General features: G+C 46.9%; 21 protein-coding genes and 1 tRNA gene. 17 read left to right on the top strand and 5 right to left on the bottom strand.

Going from position 1 to position 26,541, the window contains the following annotated elements:
* Positions 1–219 precede the first annotated feature (219 nt).
* The 7 genes from MsAg5_RS02405 (at position 220) to MsAg5_RS02375 (ending at position 6,389) form a co-directional block, all read left to right on the top strand.
* The gene (locus MsAg5_RS02405) at positions 220–2,511 is read left to right on the top strand and encodes a hypothetical protein (protein WP_338099022.1); all 2,292 of its coding nucleotides are present in this window, start codon (positions 220–222) and stop codon (positions 2,509–2,511) included.
* A gap of 103 nt (positions 2,512–2,614) precedes the next feature.
* On the top strand, positions 2,615–2,932 hold the full coding sequence (locus tag MsAg5_RS02400; RefSeq protein ID WP_338099021.1) for a DUF6951 family protein: 318 nt from the start codon (positions 2,615–2,617) through the stop codon (positions 2,930–2,932).
* 1 nt (position 2,933) lies between these two features.
* Entirely contained in the window at positions 2,934–3,566 is a 633-nt protein-coding gene (locus MsAg5_RS02395; RefSeq protein ID WP_338099020.1) for an NOB1 family endonuclease, read from the top strand.
* Between the two features lie 134 nt (positions 3,567–3,700).
* Entirely contained in the window at positions 3,701–4,321 is a 621-nt protein-coding gene (locus tag MsAg5_RS02390) for an orotate phosphoribosyltransferase-like protein (RefSeq protein WP_338099019.1), read from the top strand.
* Between the two features lie 399 nt (positions 4,322–4,720).
* Entirely contained in the window at positions 4,721–5,101 is a 381-nt protein-coding gene (locus MsAg5_RS02385) for a 30S ribosomal protein S8e (protein ID WP_338099018.1), read from the top strand.
* 312 nt (positions 5,102–5,413) lie between these two features.
* Positions 5,414–6,103, top strand: coding sequence for a hypothetical protein (locus MsAg5_RS02380; protein ID WP_338099017.1), 690 nt, complete (start codon positions 5,414–5,416; stop codon positions 6,101–6,103).
* Between the two features lie 37 nt (positions 6,104–6,140).
* A complete protein-coding gene (locus tag MsAg5_RS02375; RefSeq protein ID WP_338099016.1) occupies positions 6,141–6,389 on the top strand; it encodes a 4Fe-4S dicluster domain-containing protein in 249 nt (82 codons plus the stop codon).
* 532 nt (positions 6,390–6,921) lie between these two features.
* Here MsAg5_RS02375 and sppA read toward each other — a convergent pair.
* Entirely contained in the window at positions 6,922–8,085 is a 1,164-nt protein-coding gene (gene sppA / locus MsAg5_RS02370) for a signal peptide peptidase SppA (protein WP_338099014.1), read from the bottom strand.
* A gap of 395 nt (positions 8,086–8,480) precedes the next feature.
* On the opposite strand from sppA, the gene metG reads away from it, so the two are divergent.
* A complete protein-coding gene (metG, locus tag MsAg5_RS02365; protein WP_338099013.1) occupies positions 8,481–10,667 on the top strand; it encodes a methionine--tRNA ligase in 2,187 nt (728 codons plus the stop codon).
* Between the two features lie 226 nt (positions 10,668–10,893).
* Here the strand turns inward: metG and gltA are convergent, their stop codons facing one another.
* Both gltA and MsAg5_RS02355 read right to left on the bottom strand, forming a co-directional pair.
* Positions 10,894–12,360, bottom strand: coding sequence for an NADPH-dependent glutamate synthase (gltA, locus tag MsAg5_RS02360; protein WP_338099012.1), 1,467 nt, complete (start codon positions 12,358–12,360; stop codon positions 10,894–10,896).
* A 35-nt stretch (positions 12,361–12,395) separates the two neighbouring features.
* The gene (locus MsAg5_RS02355; RefSeq protein WP_338099011.1) at positions 12,396–13,274 is read right to left on the bottom strand and encodes a sulfide/dihydroorotate dehydrogenase-like FAD/NAD-binding protein; all 879 of its coding nucleotides are present in this window, start codon (positions 13,272–13,274) and stop codon (positions 12,396–12,398) included.
* Between the two features lie 278 nt (positions 13,275–13,552).
* Between MsAg5_RS02355 and MsAg5_RS02350 the strand changes: the two genes are divergently transcribed.
* The 7 genes from MsAg5_RS02350 (at position 13,553) to rpoA2 (ending at position 22,287) form a co-directional block, all read left to right on the top strand.
* Positions 13,553–13,629, top strand: a tRNA-Lys gene (locus MsAg5_RS02350).
* Between the two features lie 125 nt (positions 13,630–13,754).
* Positions 13,755–14,000 (top strand): DNA-directed RNA polymerase subunit H, encoded by a 246-nt coding sequence (locus tag MsAg5_RS02345; protein ID WP_338099010.1) that lies wholly within the window; start codon positions 13,755–13,757, stop codon positions 13,998–14,000.
* Between the two features lie 222 nt (positions 14,001–14,222).
* Positions 14,223–14,495, top strand: coding sequence for a hypothetical protein (locus tag MsAg5_RS02340; RefSeq protein ID WP_338099009.1), 273 nt, complete (start codon positions 14,223–14,225; stop codon positions 14,493–14,495).
* Between the two features lie 190 nt (positions 14,496–14,685).
* Positions 14,686–16,368 carry a DNA-directed RNA polymerase subunit B'' gene (locus tag MsAg5_RS02335; protein WP_338099035.1) on the top strand — a complete coding sequence of 561 codons (1,683 nt, stop codon included), beginning with the start codon at positions 14,686–14,688 and terminating at the stop codon, positions 16,366–16,368.
* Positions 16,365–18,194 carry a DNA-directed RNA polymerase subunit B gene (gene rpoB, locus MsAg5_RS02330; RefSeq protein ID WP_338099008.1) on the top strand — a complete coding sequence of 610 codons (1,830 nt, stop codon included), beginning with the start codon at positions 16,365–16,367 and terminating at the stop codon, positions 18,192–18,194. The genes MsAg5_RS02335 and rpoB overlap by 4 nt, the downstream gene beginning before the upstream one ends.
* The gene (locus MsAg5_RS02325; RefSeq protein WP_338099007.1) at positions 18,194–20,845 is read left to right on the top strand and encodes a DNA-directed RNA polymerase subunit A'; all 2,652 of its coding nucleotides are present in this window, start codon (positions 18,194–18,196) and stop codon (positions 20,843–20,845) included. Before rpoB ends, MsAg5_RS02325 begins: the two co-directional genes overlap by 1 nt.
* 2 nt (positions 20,846–20,847) lie before the next feature.
* A complete protein-coding gene (gene rpoA2, locus MsAg5_RS02320) occupies positions 20,848–22,287 on the top strand; it encodes a DNA-directed RNA polymerase subunit A'' (RefSeq protein WP_338099006.1) in 1,440 nt (479 codons plus the stop codon).
* Between the two features lie 543 nt (positions 22,288–22,830).
* Here the strand turns inward: rpoA2 and MsAg5_RS02315 are convergent.
* The gene (locus MsAg5_RS02315; RefSeq protein ID WP_338099005.1) at positions 22,831–23,556 is read right to left on the bottom strand and encodes a DUF5714 domain-containing protein; all 726 of its coding nucleotides are present in this window, start codon (positions 23,554–23,556) and stop codon (positions 22,831–22,833) included.
* Positions 23,557–23,647: 91 nt separating this feature from the next.
* Between MsAg5_RS02315 and MsAg5_RS02310 the strand changes: the two genes are divergently transcribed.
* The gene (locus tag MsAg5_RS02310) at positions 23,648–24,568 is read left to right on the top strand and encodes an alpha/beta hydrolase fold domain-containing protein (RefSeq protein WP_338099004.1); all 921 of its coding nucleotides are present in this window, start codon (positions 23,648–23,650) and stop codon (positions 24,566–24,568) included.
* An 18-nt stretch (positions 24,569–24,586) separates the two neighbouring features.
* On the opposite strand, the gene MsAg5_RS02305 is transcribed toward MsAg5_RS02310, so the two are convergent.
* On the bottom strand, positions 24,587–25,474 hold the full coding sequence (locus tag MsAg5_RS02305) for a hypothetical protein (protein ID WP_338099003.1): 888 nt from the start codon (positions 25,472–25,474) through the stop codon (positions 24,587–24,589).
* 114 nt (positions 25,475–25,588) lie between these two features.
* Here MsAg5_RS02305 and MsAg5_RS02300 point away from each other — a divergent pair, with 114 nt between their 5' ends.
* Entirely contained in the window at positions 25,589–26,368 is a 780-nt protein-coding gene (locus MsAg5_RS02300) for a P-loop NTPase fold protein (RefSeq protein WP_338099002.1), read from the top strand.
* The last annotated feature ends 173 nt before the right edge of the window (positions 26,369–26,541 follow it).

Here is a 26,541-nt window from a genome sequence, read left to right as displayed (position 1 = left end):
TCTTCTCTTTTTCTTTTTTTATTTTCAGCGGGCGCCACGCGCGCGTTATGGCGACACATTTTTGTTAAAACACAAAAAACCGGGATTGATTTTATTTTTAATCATTTTGTCCGATTTGCTGATTTTTATTCGTTCTAAAATATTAAAATAACGATACTCCGCCTTTTTTTCAGTCTTTTTATCAGCAACTTTTATATTTCCCTAAAAGTATTTTCTCATATGTCAATTTCAAAGATTTTTTCCGCCAAAAAACCCGAGGACAAAGACTCGGAACGCCACAACGACCAGCCGGAGCCGCCCAAGAATCTCGAGCGCTTTTTTGTGATTTCCCGCGACGATTCCAAAGAGACCGGCCGAACATTTTCTCCCAAAGCATGGCCGGGCGCCGACGAACCGCAGCGCCCCAAAGGCGCCTACACCGATGTCAAAGCGCCGGTTGAAGACAATTATGCAAACGATACCGAATGGCGAAGCCGCATTCAACAAGCGATTGCCGAATCCGCCAAACGAGACGGCAAAAAATCGGACAAAACCGATAAAAGAGCTTGGCCAGATCCTTTTGTAAGAGATGAAAAGACGGACGCCGATTCTGAAGAAAAAGCGGCGGCAGAGAAAAAAGCCGAAGAGAACCGGATCGCTGAGGAAAAGAAAGCGGCTGAGGATAAACGAATCTTTGAAGAGAAGCGGGCGGCAGAAGAGAAACGCTTGGCGGAGGAAAAAAGAAAAGCTGAGGAAGACCGCAAGCTTGCCGAAGAAAGAAAAATTGCCGAACAACAACGAATTGCGGAAGAAATCAAAGCCCGAGAGGCGGCCGAAAGAATTTACGCGGAAGAATTAAAAGCGGCCGAAGAAAAAAGAAAGGCAGAAGACGCAAAAGTTCGGGCGGCGCGTTATGACGAATGGTTGGCGCAACGGCAACTGAATATCCAAAAGTGTGACGCTGAGCTGAAAAAATCTGTTTGTGAAAAACAAAAGAAATCCGCGCAAGCTGAAAAATATGATAAATGGATGGCTGAGCGCAATGCCAAAATCCAACGGGAAAATGACGATTTAACACAAAAAACCGCCGCAAAGAAGCGCGCGATGGCTTATGAATTCTGGGTTTTTGAGCGGGAAGTCAGAATTCAAAAAGAAGACGCTGAACTCAAAAAATGCGTCTGCGAAAAACAGAAAAAAGCGGCCCAGGCTGAAAAGTATGAGAAATGGTTGGCAGAACGCGATTTGAAAAATCAAAAGTGCGACGCTGAACTCAAAAAATCTGTTTTGGAAAAACAAAAGAACGCCGTGCAGGCTGAAAAGTATGAAAAATGGCTGACAGAACGCGACTTGAAAAATCAAAAGTGCGACGCTGAGCTGAAAAAGTCTGTTTTGGAAAAACAGAAGAAAGCCGCACAAGTTGAAAAATACAACAAATGGATGGCGGAACGTGAGCAAAGAAACGCCGCAGCCGACGCTGAAATGAAACGGTCTGTCTGCGACCGGCAGAAAAATGAAAAGATTGCCGAGCGAAATGCCCGAAACGCTGAAAAATACGGAATCTGGTTGGCGGAGCGGGAACTTGTCAATCAAAAATGTGACGCTGAACTCAGAAAATCCGTATCGGAAAAACAAAAGAAAGCGGTGTTGGCAGAAAAGTACAGCAATTGGCTGGCCGAACGGGAACTGAAAAATCAAAAGTGCGACGCCGATCTGAAAAAATCCGTTTGCGACAAGCAAAAGAAAGCAGCGCAGGCGGAAAAATATGAGAAATGGCTGGCAGAGCGGGAACTTGAAAATCAAAGATGCGATGCCGAACTCAAAAAATCCGTTGCCGACAAACAAAAGAAAGCAAAACTGGCGGCAAAACATGACGCTTGGTTGGCTGAACGGGAACTTGTCAATCAAAAGTGCGACGCTGATCTCAAAAAGTCCGTTGCCGAGAAGCAAAAGAAAGCAAAGATGGAGGTTCGGTATGAGAAATGGATGGCGGAGCGCGATTTAAAAATCCGGCAAAATGATGCTGACCTTCAAAAGAAGACGGCGGCGAAGAAGCGCGCGCAATCCTACGAGATGTGGCTGTCCGACCGGGAAAAGAAAAACCAATTGGAAGACTTGGAACTCAAAGAACGCGTTCAAACGAAAAAGGAAGATGAAGCGCGAAATCAGGCGCATGAGAAATGGCTTTTGGAGCGGAACGAAAAAATAAAACGCGAAGACCAAGAACTCCGGGAAAAAATGGAACGGGCGGTTGAAAAACCATTGGATGCCGAAGAAATGCCGGTCATCGGAGAGAAATCAGTCGTTGAAGATAAATTTTATGTCGAAAAAACCGCGCCGGAACCTGTCGTTTCTGAATCTGAATCCGAACTCGATGCTGAATCTGAACCCGTCGAGCCCGATGAAGAAGATCTCGAATTTGCGAAAAACCTGTCAATTCTCCGGGGGGAAAAGAAGAATCTGGAAGCCTTGAGAAATGAAAATGAAAACGACAAAATCGAGTTTAAGAATATTGACAAGAAATTTATGGTTTAAATTCCAATAACTGTGTGGTTGGTAAATAGATTATAAATTACAGTATACAAATAAAATACGGATTATACAACAAAGTTACAATTGACAAATTCAAGGTGAAAATATGTCGACATTAAAAATGGCAACCATTTGCGGACACACAAACGTCGTCACAGCTGAAATCAACGGCATGGAAACACATGTCGTCATTGAAACGACTTGTCCGAAAATCCAAAAGTGGGGGACGGATTTCGTCATCCCGATGGAAGACATCATGGATATTCAAAACAAAACGCTGGAAGAAAAAAGAAAAGCTTGCACATTGACCCCGACCTGTTTTGTGCCGACGCTGGTCATGAACACCGTTTGGATGGAAAACGGCATGATCTCCAAAAGCCTGGTCAAAAAAATGGGCCACATGGACATTGAATATTTGGAATAAAATGACGGAACATCAACTTCCGGCTGAATCGGCGCCGTTTTACGTCGCCGATTCGGCCGTTTTCATTATGGGGAATTGCAATATTCCGTATTCCAATATGATTTCCATTCCGAGCGTCGAATCCGAAATCAAAAGCGAAGACGCTCTTTTGAGGTTCGATATCGCCAAAGCCGAAGGGCTTCGGATCGAGGCGGTCGACAAATCTTTTCTGGATGAAATTAAAAAGCATGCGGAATGGACGCGTGACATCAATGAATTATCCCGGACCGATCTGGAAGTCTTGGCGAAGGCTTTGGAATACAAAGATAAAGCTGTTCTTATCACAGACGATTTTGCGGTTCAAAACATTGCCGTCCGGCTTGACATCACGGTTTTGCCGGTGGCGCAGCGCATCATCAAAGATAACATCATTTGGCAAAAGCAATGTACCGGCTGTTTTAAATATTTCAAAGACGGCGACGACTGTCCGGTTTGCGGCTCGCCGCTGAAAAAGCGGATGAAAAAGAAGCTGAAAAAGAAACCGCAAAATTCCAAATCGACCGGGTCTAATCCCAATTCTCTTTCCGGTTCTGCCTCTCTTTTCGCGTCGACGCTTGAATTTGAGGAATATGATACGGAATTTGATGATGAATAAAAAAGAATAAAATGAATCCGGTGCGGACCGACGTTCGAAAACAAATGGTCTGATGAAGAATAAATACATAAATGTTGAACTCATTGGAATATCATCATTTTATTTTTATTTTATAAAACCCCGGAGAGGGCAAAATGAAAAATATCGAAGCATTATCTCAAAAAGCGGACGAATTGCAAAAGAGCGGCATGACAACCGGTCAAATCGCGGACGAGTTAAACATTTCCACCGAAACCGTCGTTTGGCTCTTGACCAACAAAAAACCGGCGGCCGACGGAATTATTCCCAAAGACGTGTCCGTCAACTGGAGCAATCTCGGTCAAAACGCAACCCGTCTCCGCTGCACGGCTCAAATTTTGTGCGACATGGTCATGATTGAAGCCGCCAACCAAAAGGAATACATCGACGTTGTGATCGGCGTTTCCTCCAGCGGCGTTCCGGTTGCCAGCTTTATGGCCAATGAAATGGAATCCGAGTTTTCCGTTTATTATTCCAAGAAAGGCAAAATCCAAAAAGACGAATTGGGCGGCGCCAAAGGAACGTTCTCCCGCAACTTCTCCGACATCCGCGGCAAGAACTGTATCATCGTCGACGATGTCATCACCACCGGCAACACCGTCACCGACGTGATTGCGCAGCTGCGCGCCGCCGGCGGCCGGCCGATTGCCGTCGCCGTTCTCGTGGACAAAGTCGGTTTTGAAGAAATCGAAGGCGTTCCGGTTCGAGCGATGATGAGAATTACCCGTCTCGGGTAAACTCAACTTTCTTTTTTCATTAATTGATGAAAATTTTCTTCAATTTTTTTTCAATTTTCTTCATTTTTGTTCGTTTTTTTTTGTTCGTTTTTCTTTTTTTTGTTCTTTTTTTTTTGAAAGTTTGTTCTTTTTTCAGAAGTCTGTTTCTGTTCTCTTTCGGCTTTTCATCGCAAGGTTCATATATGGTTTTATTCGTAGTGGTATGTCTATAACGGCGAATCAAAGAATTTGATCTTTTATCGGTTCTCGATTCACATTATTCATTACTCTCATCGCATGGTTCTTCAGAACTCTCACAAGAAGCCATGTTTGATCGTTTCGTTTAACGGCTTATTAAATGAAACAAAATCACATAAGATACGTCTATACATTATTAAAACACTGTCAAGAGGATTTATCATGAGATGGCAAGGTGCATCTAAAAGAACTTATACCGGCGGTAAAAAAATTGCCGGCAGAAGCAAAAGAAAGTTTGAAATCGGCCGCGAACCCGCAGAAACCCGCATCGGTCCGAGCAAGAGCAAAAATGTCTCCACCCGTGGCGGCAACAGAAAAGTCAGATTACTCAGCGAGCAATTCGTGAACGTGACCGACAAAAAAACCGGCAAAACCGTCCGCGCAACCGCACAAAACGTGACCGGAAACCCGGCCAACAAACACTACATCAGAAGAAACATCATGACCAAAGGCACCATCCTGAAAACCGACAAAGGACTTGTCAAAATCACAAGCCGCCCGGGACAAGATGGCGTTATCAACGGCATTTTGGTTGAAGAATAAATTGATTGAAAACAAAAGCATCTGCTTTTGTTCTCTTTTTTCTTTCTTTTCATATTCTTTTTTCGTTTTTCTTTTCTTTGTTTTTTGATTCTTGTTTTCTTTGTTTTCTGTCATCTTTTGTTTTCATTTTGTTTTTTATTCTGCGCGCCGTCCGCGCGCGTTACAGCGTTGTTTTATTATAAATCCCCTAAAGCCTGACCTTTTCTCTTTGATTCTGTATTTTTATGCTTCGGAAATATTTTTATTCAAACAAAAGCATGTGGATGTGGTGAATTTATGCGTTTCTCCTCTCGAAAATTAACCTCATGGATCATGTTATCCGTTCTCGTTCTCTCTGTTTTCGCCGCTTTGGCCGTTCCGGTCATGGCCGCCGCAGCCACAACCACAACCACAACCACAACTACAACCACAACGTCAGCCAACTCATCCAATTCTTCCGCCGGAAAATACGTTTACGCGCACAATCCGCAAGTCTCAAAAAATCCGGGACTTTTGTTTTTGGTGGCGCCCGCCAACCAAAGAACGGTGACGCCGGAAATGGTGAATGTCACCAAATTGCCGGCCGGCTTTTCCTTGATGGCGATTCGACTGGTTGACGCCGATGAATATTTCAAAAACCGCACGCTTCCGGGCTACCAGGGCACGTACCAGCACAAAGACGGCGGAAACGTTTATGTGACGGTTTACCAGTTTGAAACGGCCGGCAACGTCGGCGCGGACGAAATCCGAAAAGCGTATGTTGACAAATACCAGTCCGAAGAAGGATTGTCAACCGTCGATATCAACGGCAACCGCGCGACCAAAGTGTCCAAATACATCTTAGCGCCCGGAAACTTCCGTTATATGTATTTCTGGCCCCAAGACAACCTTTTGATCATTGTGGACGGAAATATCGCGGACGACACCTTGATTCGCAGCATTGCCGACGCCGTCAATATTGATGGCGCCAACAACACAACCGGCAACAGCACAACGCCGGCGCCGATCGTCGCCAACAAGTGAATAAAATAACAGACGAATCACAAAAACAGAAGATAATATGGCAATCCATTGGTTCCCGTTCTTTAAACTTGAAAAGTGCGCACATTGCGGAAAATGTATTTCCGCGTGTCCGCACCAACTTCTTTTTCAAAAGCAAGAGGAAAATAAACCGGACGGAACATTTGTTCCGAAAATTTCAAATCCGGAGCTTTGTCCGATGAACTGTTCGGAATGCGTCAAATCCTGCGATTGCGGCGTGATCGGCATTATCCGGCCGGCAAAGCCCTGTGATTGCTGTTCATTTTAAAGAAACAGCGTTTCCTTTTTTATTTTGCTTCATGCAAACCAACCCGCAAAATCAGACGCTTTGCGTCTGTATTTTGCGGATTCCGATCAGCAGGTACATTCTAATTTAAAATTCAGGTCGCACCAGCTGTTTACGGTACAGATTGTATTTACTGTTTTTAGATTTCAATTTGCATCTGCTGTTTCCAACAATACAGATGTTTCCTTGCTCCAATTTGCACCTGCTGTTGACTGTTCCGATTGCATCTGCTGTCACTGTATCCTATCTTATTCATCGGATTCCGAGAAAATCAAACGCTATCGCGTTTGATTTTTCGGGATGGCTTGCTTGACATCTTCAAAATGTGTTCGGATGGCTTGCTTGATATCTTCAAAATGTGTTCGGATGGCTTTCATAGCATCAAAATAAAAATGACCCGCCGGTTTCAAAAACGCAAAAATAAAATGTGTCGCCATAACGCGCGCGCACGGCGCACCCGCCAAAAAAACAAAAAAAGAACAAATCCACAAAACAAAAAAAGAAAAGGCTTCAATTAAATTGAAGCCATCAATTGGTACGGGTTTTCGCGCTGCGGGGACAGAAGCCGGTCATAAACGAACGCGGCCGTTTCGGCGGTGGACAAATTGCCGGACGCTTCCGAAGAGAACAAAATGGATGACAGCGACAACGAATCCATATAATAAACCGTGGCGCCGCTTACGCCGGCCAGCTCTTGGGCTTTGTCGACGGCGTCGTAGAAGTTGCCGAGCTCATCTACAAGTCCAAGCTCCATGGCGGTTTGACCGGTGTACGGTCTGCCGTCTGACAAATTCTTGACGTCGGCGACCGACATGTTGCGGCCGTCAGCGATGTCGTTGACGAAAACCTCATACTGCTCGTCGATGATGCCTTGCATGTAGATTTTTTCCTTGGTCGTGTACGGCCGCCAGCTGGCGCCGATGTCTTTCATCTCGCCGCTTTTGATCACTTCGACGTTGATGCCTTCTTTGGCGTACGCTTCGGAATAATCGACGTGCGTGTTGATGACGCCGATCGATCCGGTCGTGGTGCCGGAATCGGCGTAAATGTAATCGGATTGTGCAGCCACGTAATAAGCGGCGCTTGCGGCGACGTCGCCCATCGAAACGACGACAGGCGTTCCCATTTCTTGGGCGCGGTTGATTTCTTCAACAATTTCCTGGGCACAAGCCGGACTGCCGCCGGGGCTGTTGACTCGAAGAACGATCGCTTTCACGCTTTTGTCGTTGGCTGCCTGGCGGATATAACCGCAAATGGTGTCGGAGCCGGCGTAACCGGAGCCGTACGGCAATTCGCCGGTCGCCATCGTGCCGTGAATGTTGATGACCGCGATTTTGTTGCCGGAAAATCCGCCGGTGGTTGACGCTGTTCCGGCGTAAATAACCGCCAAGAATCCGACGGCGATAACCAGAATTAAAATGACCAAAACCGGGTTTTTCCGCCACCAACTCTGTTTTTCGGGCTGCTTGGCGGATGCGGCCTGGACTGCTGCCGGTTTACTGACGGCTGCCGGCGATGGTGCCGGTGTGGATGCGGATGTTTGCGCCGCCGGTTTTGACGGCGAAGGGGGAGCCGGCAAAGGCGCCTCTTCTGATTTCATTTCCGACCCGTAACTGTAATACGGGCGGTAACCGGACCTTGACGGGTGCGGTTCATTTTTAGGGGTATCTTGATTCAAATTAATCCTCCCGGATATTGAAAGAAAGTGAAAAGGAATCTTCAAAAATAATACACTATAAACGATTATTATTTATTTAAACATTTTTATAAATATATGTCTTCTCACTTAATATATTTCCAAATACCCACTCAAATTGAAGGCTTATGTTATAAATTTATGGTTCGTCCGCGCTCCTATCTGTTTTTATTTTCACATCATTTCCATCATTTCCCTTCATTTTCACATCATTTCCACATCCTTTTCGTGTCATTTCCATTTTATCTCCTCCCACTTTTCTTCATTTTCATTGTCGGTTTTTGTTTTCCACGCAAAATTTTATAATTCAAGAAAAACATCACTTGTCATTCTCATTACAATTCATCAATTTCAAAATTAAAATTCAGGATGATTTTATGACGCAAAATAAACCCATGATTGTGACGTGCGGTCTTCCGTATGCGAACGGAATGGCGCACATCGGTCACTTACGGACTTATGTTCCGGCGGACATCTATGTCCGTTCTCAACGAAAACAAGGACGGGACGTCGTCTTTATTTGCGGCTCCGACACGCACGGGACGCCCGTCGTCGTCAACGCCGAACAGGAAAAAATGACGCCCAAAGAACTCGTGACGATTTACCACGACCACTTTTTAGACATCTTCACCAAAATGGGCGTCCGCTTTGACGCATTCGGGACAACCGACGACGCCGAAAACCACAACCGGACAAAAGATATCGTTCAAAAATTGATGGACAACGGCTACGTTTATCCGAAAACGATTGAAATCGCTTACTGCCCATCCTGCGACCGTTTCCTGCCGGACCGGTACGTCGAAGGCACCTGCCCGCACTGTTCCGCCATCGCCCGCGGCGACGAATGCGATCAAGGCTGCGGCAAACCGCTCGAGCCCGGCGAACTCATCGAGCCCCGCTGCACGGTCTGTAAAAACCCTGCGGAATACCGTAAACAAGAGCATTATTTCTTTAAACTGACGGAATTCGACGGCTTCCTCAAAGAATACTTAGAAACCCTGCGCGGCACCGACAACGCCGTCAATTACGCCAAAGGCTGGGTCACGCAAGGTCTGGAAGACTGGTGTATCACCCGAAATCTGGACTGGGGCGTCCGATTCCCGGGAAAAGAAGATTTGGTCGTCTACGTTTGGGTGGACGCCCCGATCGGCTACATCGCCTTTACGGAAGAGTGGGCCAAAAAAACCGGGCAGCCCGACGCCTGGAAACGGTTCTGGCAAAACGCGTCCGCAACGTCCGGCGCCGCTGTCAACACGGATTCCGATATCGTTCACTTTATCGGCGGCGACATTGTCTACCACCACTGCATTTTCTGGCCGGCCATGCTCAAAGGCTCCGGCTATTCCCTGCCGACCGACGTGGTCGCGTCCGGCATGGTTAAAATTGAAGACCGTAAATTCTCCAAAAGCCGCGGTTATGTGGTTTGGGTCGGCGACGATTACTTAAAACACGGATTCCATCCCGACCTGCTGCGTTATTATTTGTCCAGCTACACATCCCACACCAAAGAGCTCAACTATTCCTGGAAAATGATGCAGGAAAAAATCAACGCCGAACTCGTGGCCGTTCTCGGCAACTTGTTCTACCGGACGCTCCTGTTCGCGTTCAAGAATTTCGGCGAAATCCCGAACGGAACGGTCGATCCAAATATTTTGGAAAAAATTCGAGAAACAACCGCCGCGTCCATTGCCGCGCTTGACGAATATGAATTTAAAAAATACACCGACACTGTGATGGAACTCGCCTCTTACGCCAACACGTATTTCCAATCCAACGAGCCGTGGGCGATGATTAAAACCGACAAAGAAAAGTGCGGCAACGTCGTCTACAACTGCCTGCAATTGGTCAAGGCCGTTGCCGTTTTATTCGAACCGGTGACGCCTATTAAAATGCAGGAGGCTTGGACGCAGCTCGGATTTTCCGGCAATATCGCCGACGCCGGCTACGCAGAAGCGCTTGTGCCGCTCGTTCCGAAAACAAAAATCGCTCAGCCTGCCATTTTGTTTGACAAACTGGAAGACGACAAGATTGCCGAAATGGAACAAATCGCCAACGACCGCGTGACCGCCGCGCTTGAAAAAGCCGGACTCAAACGGGAAGAAAAACCGGCCGCCAAGGACGAAAAGAAGAAAGAAAACAAAACGGACAGCAAGTCCGGTCAAACCAATCAAAATAATCAAAAAGACGGAAGCAAAAAAATGGATTCCAAAGACGAAACAGCAAACGCAGCGCCTGCAGAAATTTCAATCGACGATTTCTTCAAAACACAAATCAAAGTCGGAAAGATTCTTTCCGCCGAAACGATTGAAAAATCCACCAAATTATACAAAATCATGGTGGACGTCGGCGAAGAAAACCCGCGCCAGATTGTTTCCGGCATCCGCGCCTACTATGAAATCGACCAGCTGGTCGGCAAAATTGTCTGCGTCGTCATGAACTTAAAACCGGCGAAACTGTGCGGCGTTCAATCCCAGGGCATGATTCTGGCGGCCGACGATGGCGACGGAAAAGTGTCTCTTTTGATGCCGGACCAAGATTTAAAACCGGGTTCGGACGTTTGTTAAATTGAAAAATATTGAGCTAAAAAAATGAGATTTGTGTTTGATACTTAAAATCTCATATTCAATCGGGGGACAAATTGTCCCCGGTTGATACAAAAATATTTTAGTTAGAATTATTTTTTAAAAATCATTTTTTTCTAATTTTGCAATCAGAATTATATTTCAACCAGGGTACAAATTGTACCCTGGTTGTTGTTTAATAATTATTGAATGAAATTTCATTCAATAATTACTTGTTTTTCAAAAATTCATCGATTTCTTTGGCCGCCTTCTTTCCGGCGCCCATGGCGGAAATCACAGTTGCCGCGCCGGTCACGACGTCGCCGCCCGCAAACACATTGTCTTTGGTGGTTTGGAGTCTGTCGTTGACGACAACGGTCCCGCGTTTTGTTTGGTCCACACCGCTCGCGCCTCTGTAAATGAGCGGGTTCGGCGATGTGCCGATTGCAATAATGACCACATCGGCGTCCATCACAAACTCGGAACCGCTGACCGGTACCGGGCTTCTGCGTCCGGAAGCGTCCGGCGCGCCGAGTTCCATTCTGATGCATTCGACAGCTTTCACGTCAAAGCGGCGGTTTTGAGGCGTTCCGTCGCCGTACTCGCCGATAATTTTGGTCGGATTAGCCAGCAAACAGAAGTCAATGCCTTCGTGCTTCGCGTGCTCGATTTCTTCCCGGCGGGCCGGCAGTTCCGCGTCGCTGCGCCGGTAAACAACCGTCACTTTGTCGGCGCCCAAACGAAGGGCCGAGCGCGCTGCGTCCATCGCAACGTTGCCGCCGCCGACCACGACAACATGTTTGCCTTTTTTAATCATCGTGTTGGAGCCGTCTTGATACGCTTTCATCAAGTTGACGCGCGTCAAAAATTCGTTCGCGGAATAAACACCGTTTAAGTTTTCGCCTTCAATACCCATGAAATTCGGCAAACCGGCGCCGGTTCCCAAAAAGACGGCGTCAAATTCGCCGGCGATCTCGTCCAAGGTTTTAATCCGGCCGATGACGTAATCTGTTTTCAGGTCGACGCCCAGAGCCAGAACGTCATCGATTTCGGCTTTGACAATGTCCTTGGGCAATCTGAAACTCGGAATGCCGTAGGTCAAAACGCCGCCCGGCAAGTGGAGTGATTCAAAAATGGTGACTTTGTGTCCCATTTTGGCCAAATCGGCCGCCGCAGTGAGACCGGCCGGTCCGGAACCAATCACAGCGACATTCTTTCCGGTCGGCGGACAAGTACATCCGGCGCCGGTTTCGCCTGTTTGCATTGCCGTTCCGTCGCCGATTTTGCAGCTGCGGCCGCCGACGGAACGCATCGAATCCGCCGCATATCTTTCCAGACGGCCGATCGCAATCGGTTCGCCTTTTTTGCCGAGAACGCACAATTCCTCGCATTGGGTTTCCTGCGGGCAAACCCGTCCGCAAATGGAGGGCAGCATGTTTGTTTCAAACAGTTTTTCGGCGGCGCCTTCAGGATTGCCGCCCGCAATGAATTTGATAAACTGCGGAATGTTCACATTGACCGGACAGCCTTCCACACAGCGCGGCACCCGGCATTGGATACAGCGGGACGCTTCGGCGACCGCTTCGGCAGCCGTATACCCGAGAGCAACCTCGTCAAAATTATTCCGGCGGACTTTAGCCGGCTGTTCCGGCATTGCCACGCGGCCGGTTCGCTCAGATCTTTTGATAATTGACATTTTATAACCTTTAATTTTATTTTTCAATTTCCCGATTACAATTTCGAGCAAACGCCGCCTTCACATTCCTCATCATATTTTTTTGAGGCGTCCATTTCTTCTTTCTTGTAAATCATCAGCCGGTTCATGACGGTATCAAAATCCACCAGGCGGCCGTCAAATTCAGGGCCGTCGACGCAAGCAAACTTGGGAACGCCGCCCACAATCACACGGCAGCCGCCGCACATGCCGGTGCCGTCCACCATCATCGAGTTGATGCTGACAATAATCTCCACGTCCGGATAAGCGGCCATCATGTTGGTGGCGACTTTCATCAGAATCGGGGGACCGATCACAACCACACGTCCGATTTTCGGACCGTCGTATTCACCGGCACGTTCCTTGTCCAGCAATTGTTTGACAATATCGGTGACAAAGCCGTGGTGGCCTTTGGAACCGTCGTCCGTCGTCACATAAAATTCATCGCTTTCCGCCGCGAATTCTTTTTCCATCATCAAAAGCCCTTCATTTCGGGCGCCGATGATCGAAATCACACGGTTGCCGGCTTCCTTGTACGCCCGGATTTGCGGGTAAACCGGCGCGATACCGACGCCGCCGCCGACCAAAATAACCGTACCGATCTTTTTCACGTCGGCCGGCGTTCCGAGGGGGCCGACAAAGTCGGCGATGCTGTCGTCGGGAATCAGCTTTGTTAATTCTTTGGTTCCTTTGCCCAGAGCCTGAACGGCCATGGTGACGGTTCCGGCTTTGGCGTCATAATCCGCAATGGTAAGCGGAATCCGTTCGCTGTCCGCAAACGTCCGGACCATCACAAATTGGCCGGCGCGGGCGGCTTTGGCGACGTCGGACGCCTCAATGACCATCTTAAAGACGCCGGTGGCCAACTCTTCTTTTTCTAATATTTTAAAAGGCATTTTTCATCACGACTGAATTTGAAAATAGATTATTAAATGAGATTTATTGATTTGAAAATAATTTTGATTTGTTACGAAAATGAATGGTAAAAACGTGTCTAAACTTCAGTGATGCATTATATAAGTTCCCATTTTTGAGACATTTTTTGGGATTTGTTTGTCGTTCTATATATATCTCATCAGTCAAAAATCCCGTCAAATTCCCGCCAAGCCAAAACGTATAAATACGACAAATATGTTTGTAGGTTCTACTTCAGAACAACAATTACAACCAATCGGGGCCCATAGCTCAGCCAGGAAGAGCGACTGGCTTTTAACCAGTCGGCCTAGGGTTCAAATCCCTATGGGCCCGCCATTTTTTTGACATGTTTGACACGTAAGATGGAATCCTCGCGAATTTTTGCAATATTTGAGTAAAAATCAGCGTCTATCTCATTTTGAATCGGCATGCGCAATAACATTTTCCGGGAGGAGAACGATTTGACAAAGTTTAAACTGCTTGATCATGACTCGGTCCCATATCACGAGATCATTGGCGACGACGAGGTGGCCGAATTGCTTTTAAAATATTCCATCGAAAAAGAGCAGTTGCCCAAAATCCGAGTGGATGACCCGATCGTCAACGAAATCGGGGCCAAGCTCGGCGAGGTCGTCAAAATTACCAGAAAAAGCCAAACAGCGACAGAGGCCTTTTACTACCGCCTCGTCATCGACGTCATCGAATAAACACACCGCTAAAACCGCTCCTCAAATCCGAAACCCACGAACCGCCTTTTGCTTCCCTTTTTGAAACGTTCTGAAGATGTTTTTTAAAAAGCAAACCGGTTATGCGTCTCACTTTTTGACGGACTGATTTTGACGCGTTTTGTTTAAACGGTTTCACGTTTGATATCCACATTTGATATCCCTGTTTGATATTTTTCAAAATTTTGCTTATTCGGACACAAAATGATTGCCTTTCAGAAAACAACGCCTCAGATTTGCGAATCGGCAGCCGGTCACGGCGCCGCGTTACGGGGAGTTGAAAATGTTTACACATCTTTTTTATTGGAAAGCGTCACGTTCCGGCAAACCAAAAACAAACCGATTTTTACGGCATTCAAAACGACATTTGACAAAAAACACGCCGTGACAACATTATTGAACATAGGTCCGATTCGGACGTCCGGGCAACCCGCAGCGATCATCGCGCACACACGCCCCAGAACTCAGGTCATATGATTGTAATCCTGAACAAAATTTCAATCAAAAAACCGATTCAATCGGTTACAAAATAACGCAATATTCACACAACCGTTTACGTTTATCAAATCCTTGATAAAAATCAAAAAACTGTATCGACATTGACCCCCTCTTAAGCTTTGAAAAAAGGCTTGGGAAGACTATCTAAAAATCAAAGAAGGTGCTCACTATTACATTAGATACGCGAACCTTGGCGAAATATTATTTCACCCAGGAGAAAATTGTCCAGCATCATATCGATTCATTTAACAAGTTCTTAGATTCAGGACTTCAAAAAATCATCGATGAGCAGAAAATTATTGAAACCGATATTGAAGGAACCTACCTCAAACTCGGTAAAATCCGTGTGGAAACGCCCAAAGTGAAAGAAGCCGACGGCGCGACGGAAACCCTCTATCCGAACGAGGGCCGCCTGAGAAACTTGTCTTATTCCGCACCCCTTTTCCTTCAAATGACGGTGATCCGCGACGGCGTTGAAAACTACGACGAACCGGTCGAAGCCAACATCGGACAGCTCCCGATCATGCTCAAATCCAAAGTCTGCAACTTAATCAACATGACCGACGAAGAGAAAATCAAACACGGCGAAGATCCGTTGGACTGCGGCGGCTACTTTATCGTCGGCGGAACCGAGCGCGTCGTGATGACGCTCGAAGACTTGGCGCCGAACAAGATTTTAACCGAATACGGCGAGCGCTACGGCGACAAAATCGAAGTTGCGAAGGTTTTCTCTCAAAAGAAAGGATACCGCGCCTTGGTCGTCGTTGAACGCGGCCGCAAATCCTTATTGGAAGTCTCCTTCCCGTCCATCACCGGACGCCTGAACTTTATCACCTTGATCCGCGCGCTCGGTATTGTAACCGACCAGGACATTGTGACAGCTGTTTCCAGCGACCCGGAAATTGTGAAGTTTATGCTGGAGAACTTGGACGAGTCCGAAGTCGACACAATGCAAGCCGCTATTGAAAAAATCGGTATGCGCGTTGCCGCCGGACAAGCCCGTGAATATCAAATCAAACGCGCCAACTATGTTCTCGACCGCTACCTCCTTCCGCACCTGGGAGACCGGCCCGAAGACCGCATTTCAAAGGCGAACTTCTTGGCCCGCATGGCCGAATCCTGTTTTGAACTCGCGCTCGGCAAAAGAAACGAAGACGACAAAGACCACTACTCGAACAAACGGCTGAAACTCGCCGGCGACTTGATGGAAGACCTTTTCCGCGTCTCTTTCAACCGGCTTTCCCGCGACATTAAATACCAGTTGGAACGCGCCAACATGAGAAACCGTGAGCTCAACGTGGCCACCATCGTCCGCGCCGATGTTTTGACCGACCGGCTCCAGCACCCGCTGGCGACCGGAAACTGGGTCGGCGGACGCACGGGAGTTTCCCAGCTGTTGGACCGCAACGACCACATTTCCACATTATCCCACTTACGCCGTGTGATTTCCCCGCTTTCCCGTGCACAGCCGCACTTCGAAGCCCGTGACTTGCACCCGACCCAGTGGGGACGGCTTTGCCCCTCGGAAACACCCGAAGGACCCAACTGCGGTCTCGTGAAGAACTTTGCCGAAATGGTGGAATTGTCCACCGGCACCGACGACGTCGAGCCCATCAAGCAAATGCTTTACAGCTTGGGCGTTGAGAAATTCCAGTTTATTCAGCCGGAAGTCGTGGAAGTGAAATACGACGACCGTGAAAAGGAAGAATTTGAAAGCGAATTTGAAGAAAAAACCGGCGCTAAAAAACCGGAAGACTTCAGCGATGATGAACACGGATCCACCTCACGCCCGGCCGACGATGTCGACGACTACTTGGGCAGCATGGATTACGATGGGGGAATGGACGAATGATTAAAGCAAAAATTTTCTTAGACGGCGAATTGGTCGGCACGCACGAAGACCCTGAAGCGCTTGTGTCCAACATCCGCGACGCCCGCCGCGAGGGACGCTGCTCCAAACAGGTCAACGTCGCCTTTTTAGAACACACCAAAGAAGTGATTATTTCTACCGATATCGGACGCGCCCGGCGCCCGCTCTTGGTGGTTGAAAACGGCAAAACGCTCGTGACCAACGAACACGTTGAAAAATTAAAGAACGGTGAAATGAGTTTTGACGACCTCATCAACATGGGATTTGTCGAATACTTGGACGCCGAAGAAGAAGAAAACACCTACATCGGTATCCGGGAACGCGACCTGACGCCCAAGCACACCCACTTGGAACTGTCTCCGGACTTGATTTTGGGTATCTGTACCGGTATGATTCCGTATCCGGAACACAACGCAGCTCCGAGATGTACCATGGGCGCCGCGATGATTAAGCAGTGTATCGGCGTGTCCTCCGCCAACCACAAATTGCGCCCGGACACCCGCGCGAACATTCTGCACTACCCGCAAAAAGCCATGACTTACACGCAAACCTGCGAGTCCATCGGCTTTGACGAACGGCCGGCCGGTCAAAACTTCGTGGTCGCCATTTTGTCTTACGAAGGCTACAACATTGAAGACGCGCTCGTGTTCAACAAAGGATCCATCGAACGCGGTCTCGGACGCAGCCACTTCATCCGCACGTTTGAAGGCGAAGAACGCCGCTATCCGGGCGGACAAGAAGACAAATTCGAAATTCCGGACTCGGAATACCGCGGCGCCCGGAGCCCCGAAGCATACACGGAACTCGACGAAGACGGTCTCGTGAATCCGGAAACCTACGCCTCCCCGAACGCCGTTTTAATCGGCAAAACCAGCCCGCCGAGATTCTTGGAAGAAAACGCGGGTCTTGACGCCGGATTTGGACACCAGCGCCGTGAGAGTTCAGTCACGATGCGGTCTAATGAAAAAGGTGTTGTCGATACCGTTATTTTAACGGAATCCATCAACGGTTCCCGTCTCGCCAAAGTGAAAGTGCGCGACGAACGCATTCCGGACATCGGCGACAAATTCGCATCCCGTCACGGACAGAAAGGCGTCATCGGTTTGAAAGTCAACATCGCCGACATGCCGTTTTCGGAAGCGGGTCTTTCTCCCGATTTGATGATTAACCCGCACGCCATTCCTTCCCGTATGACGGTGGGACACGTTCTCGAAATGATCGGCGGCAAAGTCGGCGCCATTGAAGGACGCCGGATTGACGCGACGGCTTTTGCGGCGGCCGAAGGCGGCGACAACGAAGACAAACTCCGAAAATCGTTGGCTGCTCATGGATTCGCCCACACCGGCAAAGAAATCTTTTACGACGGCGTGACCGGAAAAATGATTCCGGCCGATGTGTTCGTTGGCGTCATTCTGTACCAGAAGCTGCACCACATGGTCACTTCTAAAATGCATGCCCGTTCCCGCGGTCCGGTTCAGGTGCTCACCCGCCAGCCGACGGAAGGACGCGCCCGTGAAGGCGGTCTGCGTTTCGGAGAAATGGAACGTGACGTTTTGGTCGGACACGGCGCTGCCATGTGTTTGAAGGAACGTTTATTGGAAGAGTCCGACAAGGACGAGGAGTTTGTTTGCAGCAACTGCGGTATGATTGCCACATTCGACAAGCAAAGAAACCTCGCGGTCTGCCCGAACTGCGGTGCGGATACCGATATTTATCTTGTCGAAATGAGTTACTCGTTCAAGCTGCTGCTTGACGAAATTAAATCTCTCGGTGTTGCCCCGAGATTAAAACTTGAGGATGCGGTATAATGATTCCGACGAAAAGAATTCAACAGACCCCGAAAAGAATCTCCGCGATTAAATTCGGTTTGCTCTCGCCCAAAGAAATCCGGGCGATGAGCGCCACCAACGTGATTACCGCCGACACTTATGATGAGGACGGTTTTCCGATCGAGATGGGTCTCATGGACACCCGCCTCGGTGTGATTGACCCGGGATTGAAATGTAAAACCTGCCACTCCAAAGCCGGCGAATGTCCGGGCCACTTCGGCCACATCGAACTCGCGGTTTCTGTGATCCACGTCGGTTTTAACAAAACGATCCGCAAACTTCTCCGGTCCGTCTGCTGTAAATGCAGCCGCCTCCTGCTTGAAGAAAACAAAAAGGAAGATTATTTGGCGTACCTCAAATCGCTGGAAGATATCGGCCACATGCCGGACGATTTGATCAACGAAGTGTACAAAGAAGCCAGCAAAGTCAAGGAATGTCCGTACTGTCACGCCGAACAAAGCGAAATCAAATTCGAAAAGCCGACCGAATACATTGAAAACGGCGACCGTCTGCAGCCGTCCGAAATCCGCGACCGGTTTGAAAACATTCCGGATGAAGATATTCGTGTGATCGGCATGGACCCGGAAAACGCCCGGCCGGAATGGATGATTTTAACCGTTCTTCCGGTGCCGCCGGTAACGGTCAGACCGTCCATTACGCTCGAATCCGGTCAGCGCAGTGAAGACGACTTGACGCACAAGCTGGTCGACATTATCAGAATCAACCAGCGGTTCCAAGAAAACCGTGACGCAGGCGCCCCGCAGCTGATCATTGAGGACTTGTGGGAACTGCTTCAGTACCACGTGACCACGTTCTTTGACAACTCGGTGTCCGGTATTCCGCCGGCCCGCCACAGATCCGGACGTCCGCTCAAGACGCTTTCCCAGCGTCTCAAAGGAAAGGAAGGCCGTTTCAGAGGCAGTTTGTCCGGTAAACGTGTCAACTTCTCCGCCCGTACCGTTATTTCACCGGATCCGGACTTGAGCATCAATGAAGTCGGCGTGCCGCTTCCGATTGCGCTCATTCTGACCATTCCGGAACATGTGACCGAACGCAACATTGATTTCTTAAAGGAGCACATCCGCCGCGGACAGGAAAACTATCCGGGCGCGAACTATGTGATCCGTTCCGACGGCGGCCGTATCAAAATTACGGATATTAACGCCGAAGATTTGTGCGAGAAATTGGAATTCGGCTGGATTGTCGAACGCCACTTGCGCGACGGGGACGTTGTTTTGTTCAACCGTCAGCCGTCTTTGCACAAGATGAGTATTATGGCGCACAGCGTCAAGGTGTTGGACGGTAAAACGTTCCGTATGAACCCGGCGGTTTGCCCGCCGTATAACGCTGACTTTGACGGTGACGAAATGAACATGCACGTTCTTCAAACCGAAGAGGCCCGCGCCGAAGCGAAAATTTTGCTTCAGGTTCAGGAAAACATCTTGTCCCCGCGTTTCGGCGGTCCGATTGTGGGCGGTATTCACGACCACATTTCCGGTATGTTCCTATTGACACGAAAAGACAACCCGGTGACCGGCCGCATCAACAAAGACGATGCGCTCGACTTGCTGCGTAAGACCGACATCCGTGAACTTCCGGCTCCGGCCGGCATGGACGCCGCCGGCAGCCCGTACTGGACCGGCAAGCAGATTTTCAGTCAGATTTTGCCGGAAGGGCTCAATGTGTCGTTCTCCTCTGAAGTCGGTACGAAAGACATGGAAGAGGACAAAAAGAATGACGCGTACGTCATTATCGAAGACGGCGAGCTTTTGGCCGGAACGATTGATGAAATGGCCATGGGTGCCTTTAAAGGCAAGATTCTCGACACGATTATCAAAGAATACGGTACCACCCGCGGCGCTCAGTTCGTCGACGATGTGACCAAACTGGCGATTCGCGCGGTCATGAGAACGGGTCTGAGTTTCGGTATTGCCGACGAAGATATCCCGGCGGAAGCCAAAGCGCAGATTTCGATGGCGCTCAACACGGCTGAGAATGAGGTTCAAAAATTGATTCAGGCGTATGAAGCCGAAGAATTGGAACCGCTCCCGGGAAGAACGCTGGATGAAACGATTGAAATGCGGATTATGCAGGAACTCGGTAAGGCCCGTGACAAGTCCGGCCGTATCGCAGACGCCCACATGGGTCTGGAAAATCCGGCCGCGATGATGGCCCGCTCCGGTGCGAGAGGTTCGATTTTGAACATCACGCAGATGGCGGCTTGTGTCGGCCAGCAGGCCGTTCGTGGCGCCCGTATCAACAGAGGCTACCGTGAACGCACATTGCCGCACTTTGAAAGGAAAGACTTGGGCGCTCATGCGCACGGGTTCGTGAAATCCAGTTACAAGAGCGGTCTGAATCCGACCGAATACTTCTTCCACGCCATCGGCGGCCGCGAAGGATTGGTCGACACAGCCGTTCGTACGTCTCAGTCCGGTTACCTCCAGCGCAGGCTTGTGAACGCGCTTCAGGATCTGGAAGTTCAGCACGACTGGACGGTTCGGGACACGCGCGGCGTGATTGTTCAGTTTATGTATGGTGAAGACGGTATTGACCCGACGAAAAGCGACTTCGCTAAAGCGGAAGCGGTCCACCGTATTTTCAGAGCCGTGACCAAAAAGGAGGTCTGAACATGGCAAAATTATCCGCCGACAAAATTGACGGTATGGTTTGCGGCCTTGCGCTTCCGAAAAATATCATTGATACGGTTCGGGAAGACGCGATCGCGACGGACGTCACTGAAAAACAATTGACGGAAATCATCGACCGTGTGCTGAAGGGTTACCATTTGTCCAAGATTGAGCCGTGTGACGCGGCCGGCGTCGTTGCGGCGCAGTCGATTGGTGAGCCGGGTACGCAGATGACGATGAGAACGTTCCACTACGCCGGTGTGGCTGAAATTAACGTTACGCTGGGTTTGCCGCGTTTGATTGAAATCGTGGACGCCCGTAAGATTCCGAGCACGCCGACGATGACGATTTATTTGACCAACGACCGGGATCTTAAGGACGATGTGGATTTCGCTTTTGACCGCGACAAGGCTCAAAAGGTGGCGTGGAGCATTGAGGCGACGAAAGTCAGCCAGATTGCGTCGGTGACGACGGATTTGGCGCAGATGAAGATTGTGATCAACATCAATGAGAAGAACATGCTGCGGCGCGACATTCGTTTCGAAAACGTCGTCGAGTTATTCCGGGACAAGATTTCCGACGCGACCATTGAGGACAATGAGAACACGCTTCAGATTGACTTGACGCCCAAGGACCAGCGCTACCGCGACTTGCTCCAGTTGGCCAAGAAGATTCACGACGTCACCCTCAAGGGAATCGACGACATTAAGCGTGTCGTGATTCGTAAGAGCAACGACAGCGACGAGTATGTTTTGTACACGGAAGGTTCCGCGCTCAGCGAGGTCATTCAAGTCGAAGGCGTCGATATGAGCCGGACGACGACGAACAACGTCAGTGAAATCTACTCGGTTTTCGGCATCGAAGCCGCCAGAAACGCGATTATTACGGAAGCGACGAACACGCTGCGTGAGCAGGGTTTGAACGTCGATATCCGCCACATCATGTTGGTCGCTGATTTGATGACGAGCGACGGTGAAGTGAAACAGATCGGCCGCCACGGTATTTCCGGTGAGAAGGCCAGTGTTTTCGCACGCGCCGCTTTCGAAGTGACGGTGAACCACTTGCTTGACGCCGGTATGCGCGGCAACGTCGACGATTTGGCCGGTGTGACGGAAAACGTCATTGTCGGTCAGCCGATTAAGATGGGAACGGGCGACATCCGCTTGGTTTCCAGAAAATTGAGCGACGCGCCGGGTCCGCAAAAGGGCAAGACGTACATGAAAAAGAAGGGCGAAACAAAGCCGAAGGCCGCCAAACCCAAAAAGAAAGCCGAGGAAGAATTGATTGAAGAAATCATTGAAGCCGAGGAGATTATTGAGGAAGAAATCGAGCTTTTGGAAGACATCGCGGAAGAACTTGAGGCATTCGAGGAAGAGGCAGAAGTTGAAGCCGAAGCCGAAGAACCCAAGAAGAAGCGCGGACGCCCGAAGAAAGTTGAATAAATTTATTTTTGTTTGCCGAAGAATTAATTTCTTCGGCTTTTTTTTGGTTTGGGGGCGGCATGCGCGCGCGTTATCGCGTTGGTTTTTTGCAGCGCGTCGTGGAAAAAACGTTCGTTCTTTTTTGTTTTTGCTTTTTTGAAAACCCGGTGGTCAATTTTTATTTTTCGGTTCGTGCAAACCATCCCGAAAAATCAAACGCTTTGCGTTTGATTTTCTCGGATTCCGATTAAGATTAGGTACAGTAGCAACATGTGTAAAACTGAGGGAAATTTCATGTGTATTGTTGGAACCTGTTGCTGAAAATCGGAACAAAAAAAGACTGTATTGTTGGAAAACAGTTGTTACAAACCGGAACAAGAAAAGACTGTATTGTTGGAAACAGTCGGTGCAAACTGCAACCTTAAAACAGTCAACTGTAGGTGCAAACTGCAACCTTAAAACAGTCAACTGTAGGTGCAAATTGCAACCTTAAAACAGTCAACTGCAGGTGCAAACTGAAATTTAAAAATAGAAACTGTAGATGCACCCTTAATTTTGTAAAAATTACGCTCGTGAATTCAAAACAAACCCCAAATAAAACAGACATTTTTCTTGCCGGCAGTTCTTGTTCTCCGCATGAAATTCGCATTGAATCCGTTCCGGTTTTTCCATGCGAACGCCCAAATGTTCATCGGCAAAATCGATGGCTTGAAGAATCGCGAGCCAAGAATCCCGTTTGCAGCAACGCGGTCCGCCGTTTTCGGAAATGTCGTTCAGGCTTTTGGACGTCATCAAATTCGCCAGACGCCATTCTTTTTCGGAAAGCGGCGTGGCTTTTGTCGCAACGCTTACAAAAATGCCGGTGCCGATGGCAGCGCCGCAGCTGCCCCACATTCCGCAAATCCCGCCCGGCACATTTTTGGCGCGCTGTTTGGCCGCCGCCAGGCTTTCGTTTAAATCGATGTCTGCGCCGGCATTTTTATAGGCTGTCAGGAGTGCGGCCGGAACTAAAAAGTGGTGTTCGGGGCCGTGCATGTTGATGGAAGGAGATTTCATCATTTCAATTGAGATGTTGATTGGGTTTTTGCTGAGGCTGTTTTGTGCGTAATAAGTGATCGTTGCGAGGCCTTTTTGAGCATGGCAGTCGTTGCAAACAAAATGTTCATCCAAGCAAGCGGCGTCGGTTTCAAAGTTTTGTCCGCAAACTCCGCATGGCATTGATTTGGCGGCGGGGAAATATTGAATGTCTTTTCCGCAAATGAAACAGCCGCTTGTTTTGTTTTCCACCATAATTTTCCCTTCTTGAAAAAATATTCTTTTCTTTTTCTAAATTCTAAAAATGCTGACAATTTTTATATTCTTTGTGAATAAAAACAATTCCATGAAAAAGAAATCGATTGCTGTTTTGGCCGCCGTTGCCTTTGTTTTCATTATTCTACTCGCGGTCCTTTTGTTGATGTCCGGCACAAACAATCCGGCAACGTATTCCGACGTCAAATACGGTCCGGATTCAAGAAACACGCTCGATATTTATTTGCCCGATTCGGCGGAAAACATGACCGCCGACGTTCCCGCGTTTTTGTATATCCACGGCGGCGGCTGGTCGACGGGCAGCAAAGAAGACGGGAAAGGTTATGCTGAAGGTTTGAACAGCAACGGCTACGCCGTGATTTCAATCAATTACCGGTATTTGTCTGACGACGTCGACTGCTATGATATTTTGGACGACATTGATTTGGTGATGAAATTCATCGATGAAAACGGCGCCGATTATCACATCCGCACCGACAAGATTGCGGTCGGCGGCGACAGCGCCGGCGGTCATTTGGCCATGCTTTACGCTTATTCACGCGAATCGCCGGTGCCGGTGGCTTTTGTGATGTCGGGCGTCGGTCCCGCGGATTTGTCGGATCCGGGCTTTTTTGAGAATCCGTATGCTGCAAAAGGATCGGATGTTTTCTTTTGGAGCGTTTTTAATCAGCTCGCCGGCACAAATTATACTCTTGAGGAGATGAAAAGCGGGAATACGCCGGAATTGTTGAAAGTGTCGCCGATTTATTATATTGGTGAAGGGTCGGCACCGACTGTTTTTGGGTATGGGGTTAAGGATGAGTTGGTGCCTTTTAGTAATGCGGAGAGGATGAAGGCTAAGGTTGAGAGTCTTGATGGGTATGAATACGAGTTTTGGGTTTTTGAGAATTCGGGGCATGCGTTAAATGAGAATGGGGTTGATTCTGAAGTCGCTGAAAGATATTATTTGGGGGTTTTTGAAGGGTTGGAGAAATATTTACTGGATTATTGAAATAAAAGTGAAGAGAGGTCATTTTACCTCTTTTAAGGATGTTATGGAAGACCATTTAATTATTTTTTTACCCTCATCAGTTATTATAACTACTTTATTATTTTCGAATACATTTTCGACTTTCCCTATAATTGTTACTTCACCCTGTCTTTCAATAGCTATAGATGGGTAAGTTTCAAAGCATTCTTTATTGACATGATTCTTTACAATTTTCTCATAGGACTTTTTTAATCTATAAACTATTATCATAACGAGCGCATTTGTAACAATTAGTAATAAAAATGACATTACAAATATCAAGTTAAATAACAAATTTGGAAGCTTAACAGCTAAATACAATATGTAAAAACTTGACACGATCAAACCTAACAGAATCCACATCCTGTAGCTAATATCTATCTTTTTTGCTGCATAATTTTCGATTATCAAATCATTTGATTTATTAGTGTTTTCCAGATTATCTTGATTTTTAATTTTACTTATCTTAAATATGGAATCGAACATAATTAAGAATGTAATTAACAAAAACACTATTAAAATAATCAAGTATACGGTTGCCATCGTTTCTTTTACATCATTGGTATGTTTCTCAAAATAAAGTATTAACTTAATATATCCCCCTAGAGAAATTGCAAGTATTGATACAAACAGAGATATGCCAAAAAATAAACCATTTGTAGAATTTGATTCTTTCTCAATATTCTCAAATTTTTCGAAACAATCATTCACATTTTTATTTTCACACAAAAAGGAATTCCAAATATTAAATTGTGGTTTCCATTTATTTTTTTCTGGAATTAGATTGTTTGTTACGGAATAAAATACTGGAATGAGTGCAGCTGCTAAAGAGACCAGTCCAATAGCAAGCTGAATTATAGAAATTGTAAAATTAATGTCTTCAAACATATGATCGCCTTATAAAGATATTAGGGGAGAACATATATAAATTTTAAATAGAAATTGTAAAATCATTTGATGAACTAAAAAATTGATTATATCTTAAAATTAAAATGGGATTTTATGAAACATATAGAAGATGAACCAGTAAATTTGAATGAAATTGATTTGTTAGCTGGAAAGCGATATTCTGAAATGTTGCGAGATATTATCAGCAAAAATGATAACAAGTCTATGACCATTGGTTTATTTGGAGAATGGGGTTCAGGTAAATCCTCTATTGTTGAAACAACAAAGATCAATTTTGAGAACGATGAAAAAGTAAAATTTATAAAATATGATGCTTGGAAGTACACAAATGATAATTTTCGGAGAACTTTTTTAATTGAGATTCAAAAGGATTTAAAATCAAAAAAAGTATCTAAGAAAGAACTCGAAAATAATTTATATTCAACAGTTATAAAAAATGACTATAATATACTCATTATTGTTGGCTGTTTTATTTTATTTTTTGTTTCTGTTGCCTTATTGAATCATTTTGGCTTTGAGTCCAAATATTCAATAGTTTTTTCTTTTATTATTGCTGCTTTGTCTCTATTATTTCAGTTTTCATTTTTGTTCTTAAAAGGACAAACACAAACACAATCTTATTTTTCGCCAGAACAATTTGAAAATGACTTTCAAAAAATGGTTGGGGAATATTTTTTAAAAAACAGCTCTGGAAAGCTTATTTTTATTATTGATAATATTGATAGATGTACTCTAGAGAATGCATATCAATTGCTTGGAAACATTAAAGGATTTTTGGATATTAAAAACTCAAAAAATAAATGTATTAAAAATAAAAGTGTCATATTCTTAATACCTATTTCAGATCTTGCTTTAAGGAAAAAAATAGAATAGGAAGGAAATAATCCATCAGAATTTTTTAGAAAAATATTTGATATCATAATTTATGTTAAACCATTAAAAACTACAGACATCTATGATTTTGCCAATAAAATCAATAATGATGAGAAATACGAACTTAATTTCAATCAAGAAACAATTGATTTAGTTTCAAAAGAATACGCGAC

Origin of the sequence: Methanolapillus africanus (genome assembly GCF_032714475.1) — an archaeon.
Taxonomy (GTDB): Archaea; Halobacteriota; Methanosarcinia; order Methanosarcinales; family Methanosarcinaceae; genus Methanolapillus; species Methanolapillus africanus.
The sequence above is the reverse complement of the archived record's forward strand: the minus strand, read 5'-3'. Positions and strand labels throughout refer to the sequence as shown.

Coding starts and splice junctions, on each gene's coding strand:
- MsAg5_RS02405 (WP_338099022.1), top strand. CDS start 220: ATGTCAATTTCAAAGATTTTTTCCGCCAAAAAACCCGAGGACAAAGAC.
- MsAg5_RS02325 (WP_338099007.1), top strand. CDS start 18,194: ATGATTCCGACGAAAAGAATTCAACAGACCCCGAAAAGAATCTCCGCG.
- rpoA2 (WP_338099006.1), top strand. CDS start 20,848: ATGGCAAAATTATCCGCCGACAAAATTGACGGTATGGTTTGCGGCCTT.
- MsAg5_RS02400 (WP_338099021.1), top strand. CDS start 2,615: ATGTCGACATTAAAAATGGCAACCATTTGCGGACACACAAACGTCGTC.
- MsAg5_RS02385 (WP_338099018.1), top strand. CDS start 4,721: ATGAGATGGCAAGGTGCATCTAAAAGAACTTATACCGGCGGTAAAAAA.
- metG (WP_338099013.1), top strand. CDS start 8,481: ATGACGCAAAATAAACCCATGATTGTGACGTGCGGTCTTCCGTATGCG.
- MsAg5_RS02375 (WP_338099016.1), top strand. CDS start 6,141: ATGGCAATCCATTGGTTCCCGTTCTTTAAACTTGAAAAGTGCGCACAT.
- MsAg5_RS02355 (WP_338099011.1), bottom strand. CDS start 13,274: ATGCCTTTTAAAATATTAGAAAAAGAAGAGTTGGCCACCGGCGTCTTT.
- MsAg5_RS02340 (WP_338099009.1), top strand. CDS start 14,223: ATGATTGCCTTTCAGAAAACAACGCCTCAGATTTGCGAATCGGCAGCC.
- MsAg5_RS02310 (WP_338099004.1), top strand. CDS start 23,648: ATGAAAAAGAAATCGATTGCTGTTTTGGCCGCCGTTGCCTTTGTTTTC.
- MsAg5_RS02305 (WP_338099003.1), bottom strand. CDS start 25,474: ATGTTTGAAGACATTAATTTTACAATTTCTATAATTCAGCTTGCTATT.
- MsAg5_RS02315 (WP_338099005.1), bottom strand. CDS start 23,556: ATGGTGGAAAACAAAACAAGCGGCTGTTTCATTTGCGGAAAAGACATT.
- MsAg5_RS02380 (WP_338099017.1), top strand. CDS start 5,414: ATGTTATCCGTTCTCGTTCTCTCTGTTTTCGCCGCTTTGGCCGTTCCG.
- MsAg5_RS02390 (WP_338099019.1), top strand. CDS start 3,701: ATGAAAAATATCGAAGCATTATCTCAAAAAGCGGACGAATTGCAAAAG.
- gltA (WP_338099012.1), bottom strand. CDS start 12,360: ATGTCAATTATCAAAAGATCTGAGCGAACCGGCCGCGTGGCAATGCCG.
- MsAg5_RS02300 (WP_338099002.1), top strand. CDS start 25,589: ATGAAACATATAGAAGATGAACCAGTAAATTTGAATGAAATTGATTTG.
- MsAg5_RS02395 (WP_338099020.1), top strand. CDS start 2,934: ATGACGGAACATCAACTTCCGGCTGAATCGGCGCCGTTTTACGTCGCC.
- rpoB (WP_338099008.1), top strand. CDS start 16,365: ATGATTAAAGCAAAAATTTTCTTAGACGGCGAATTGGTCGGCACGCAC.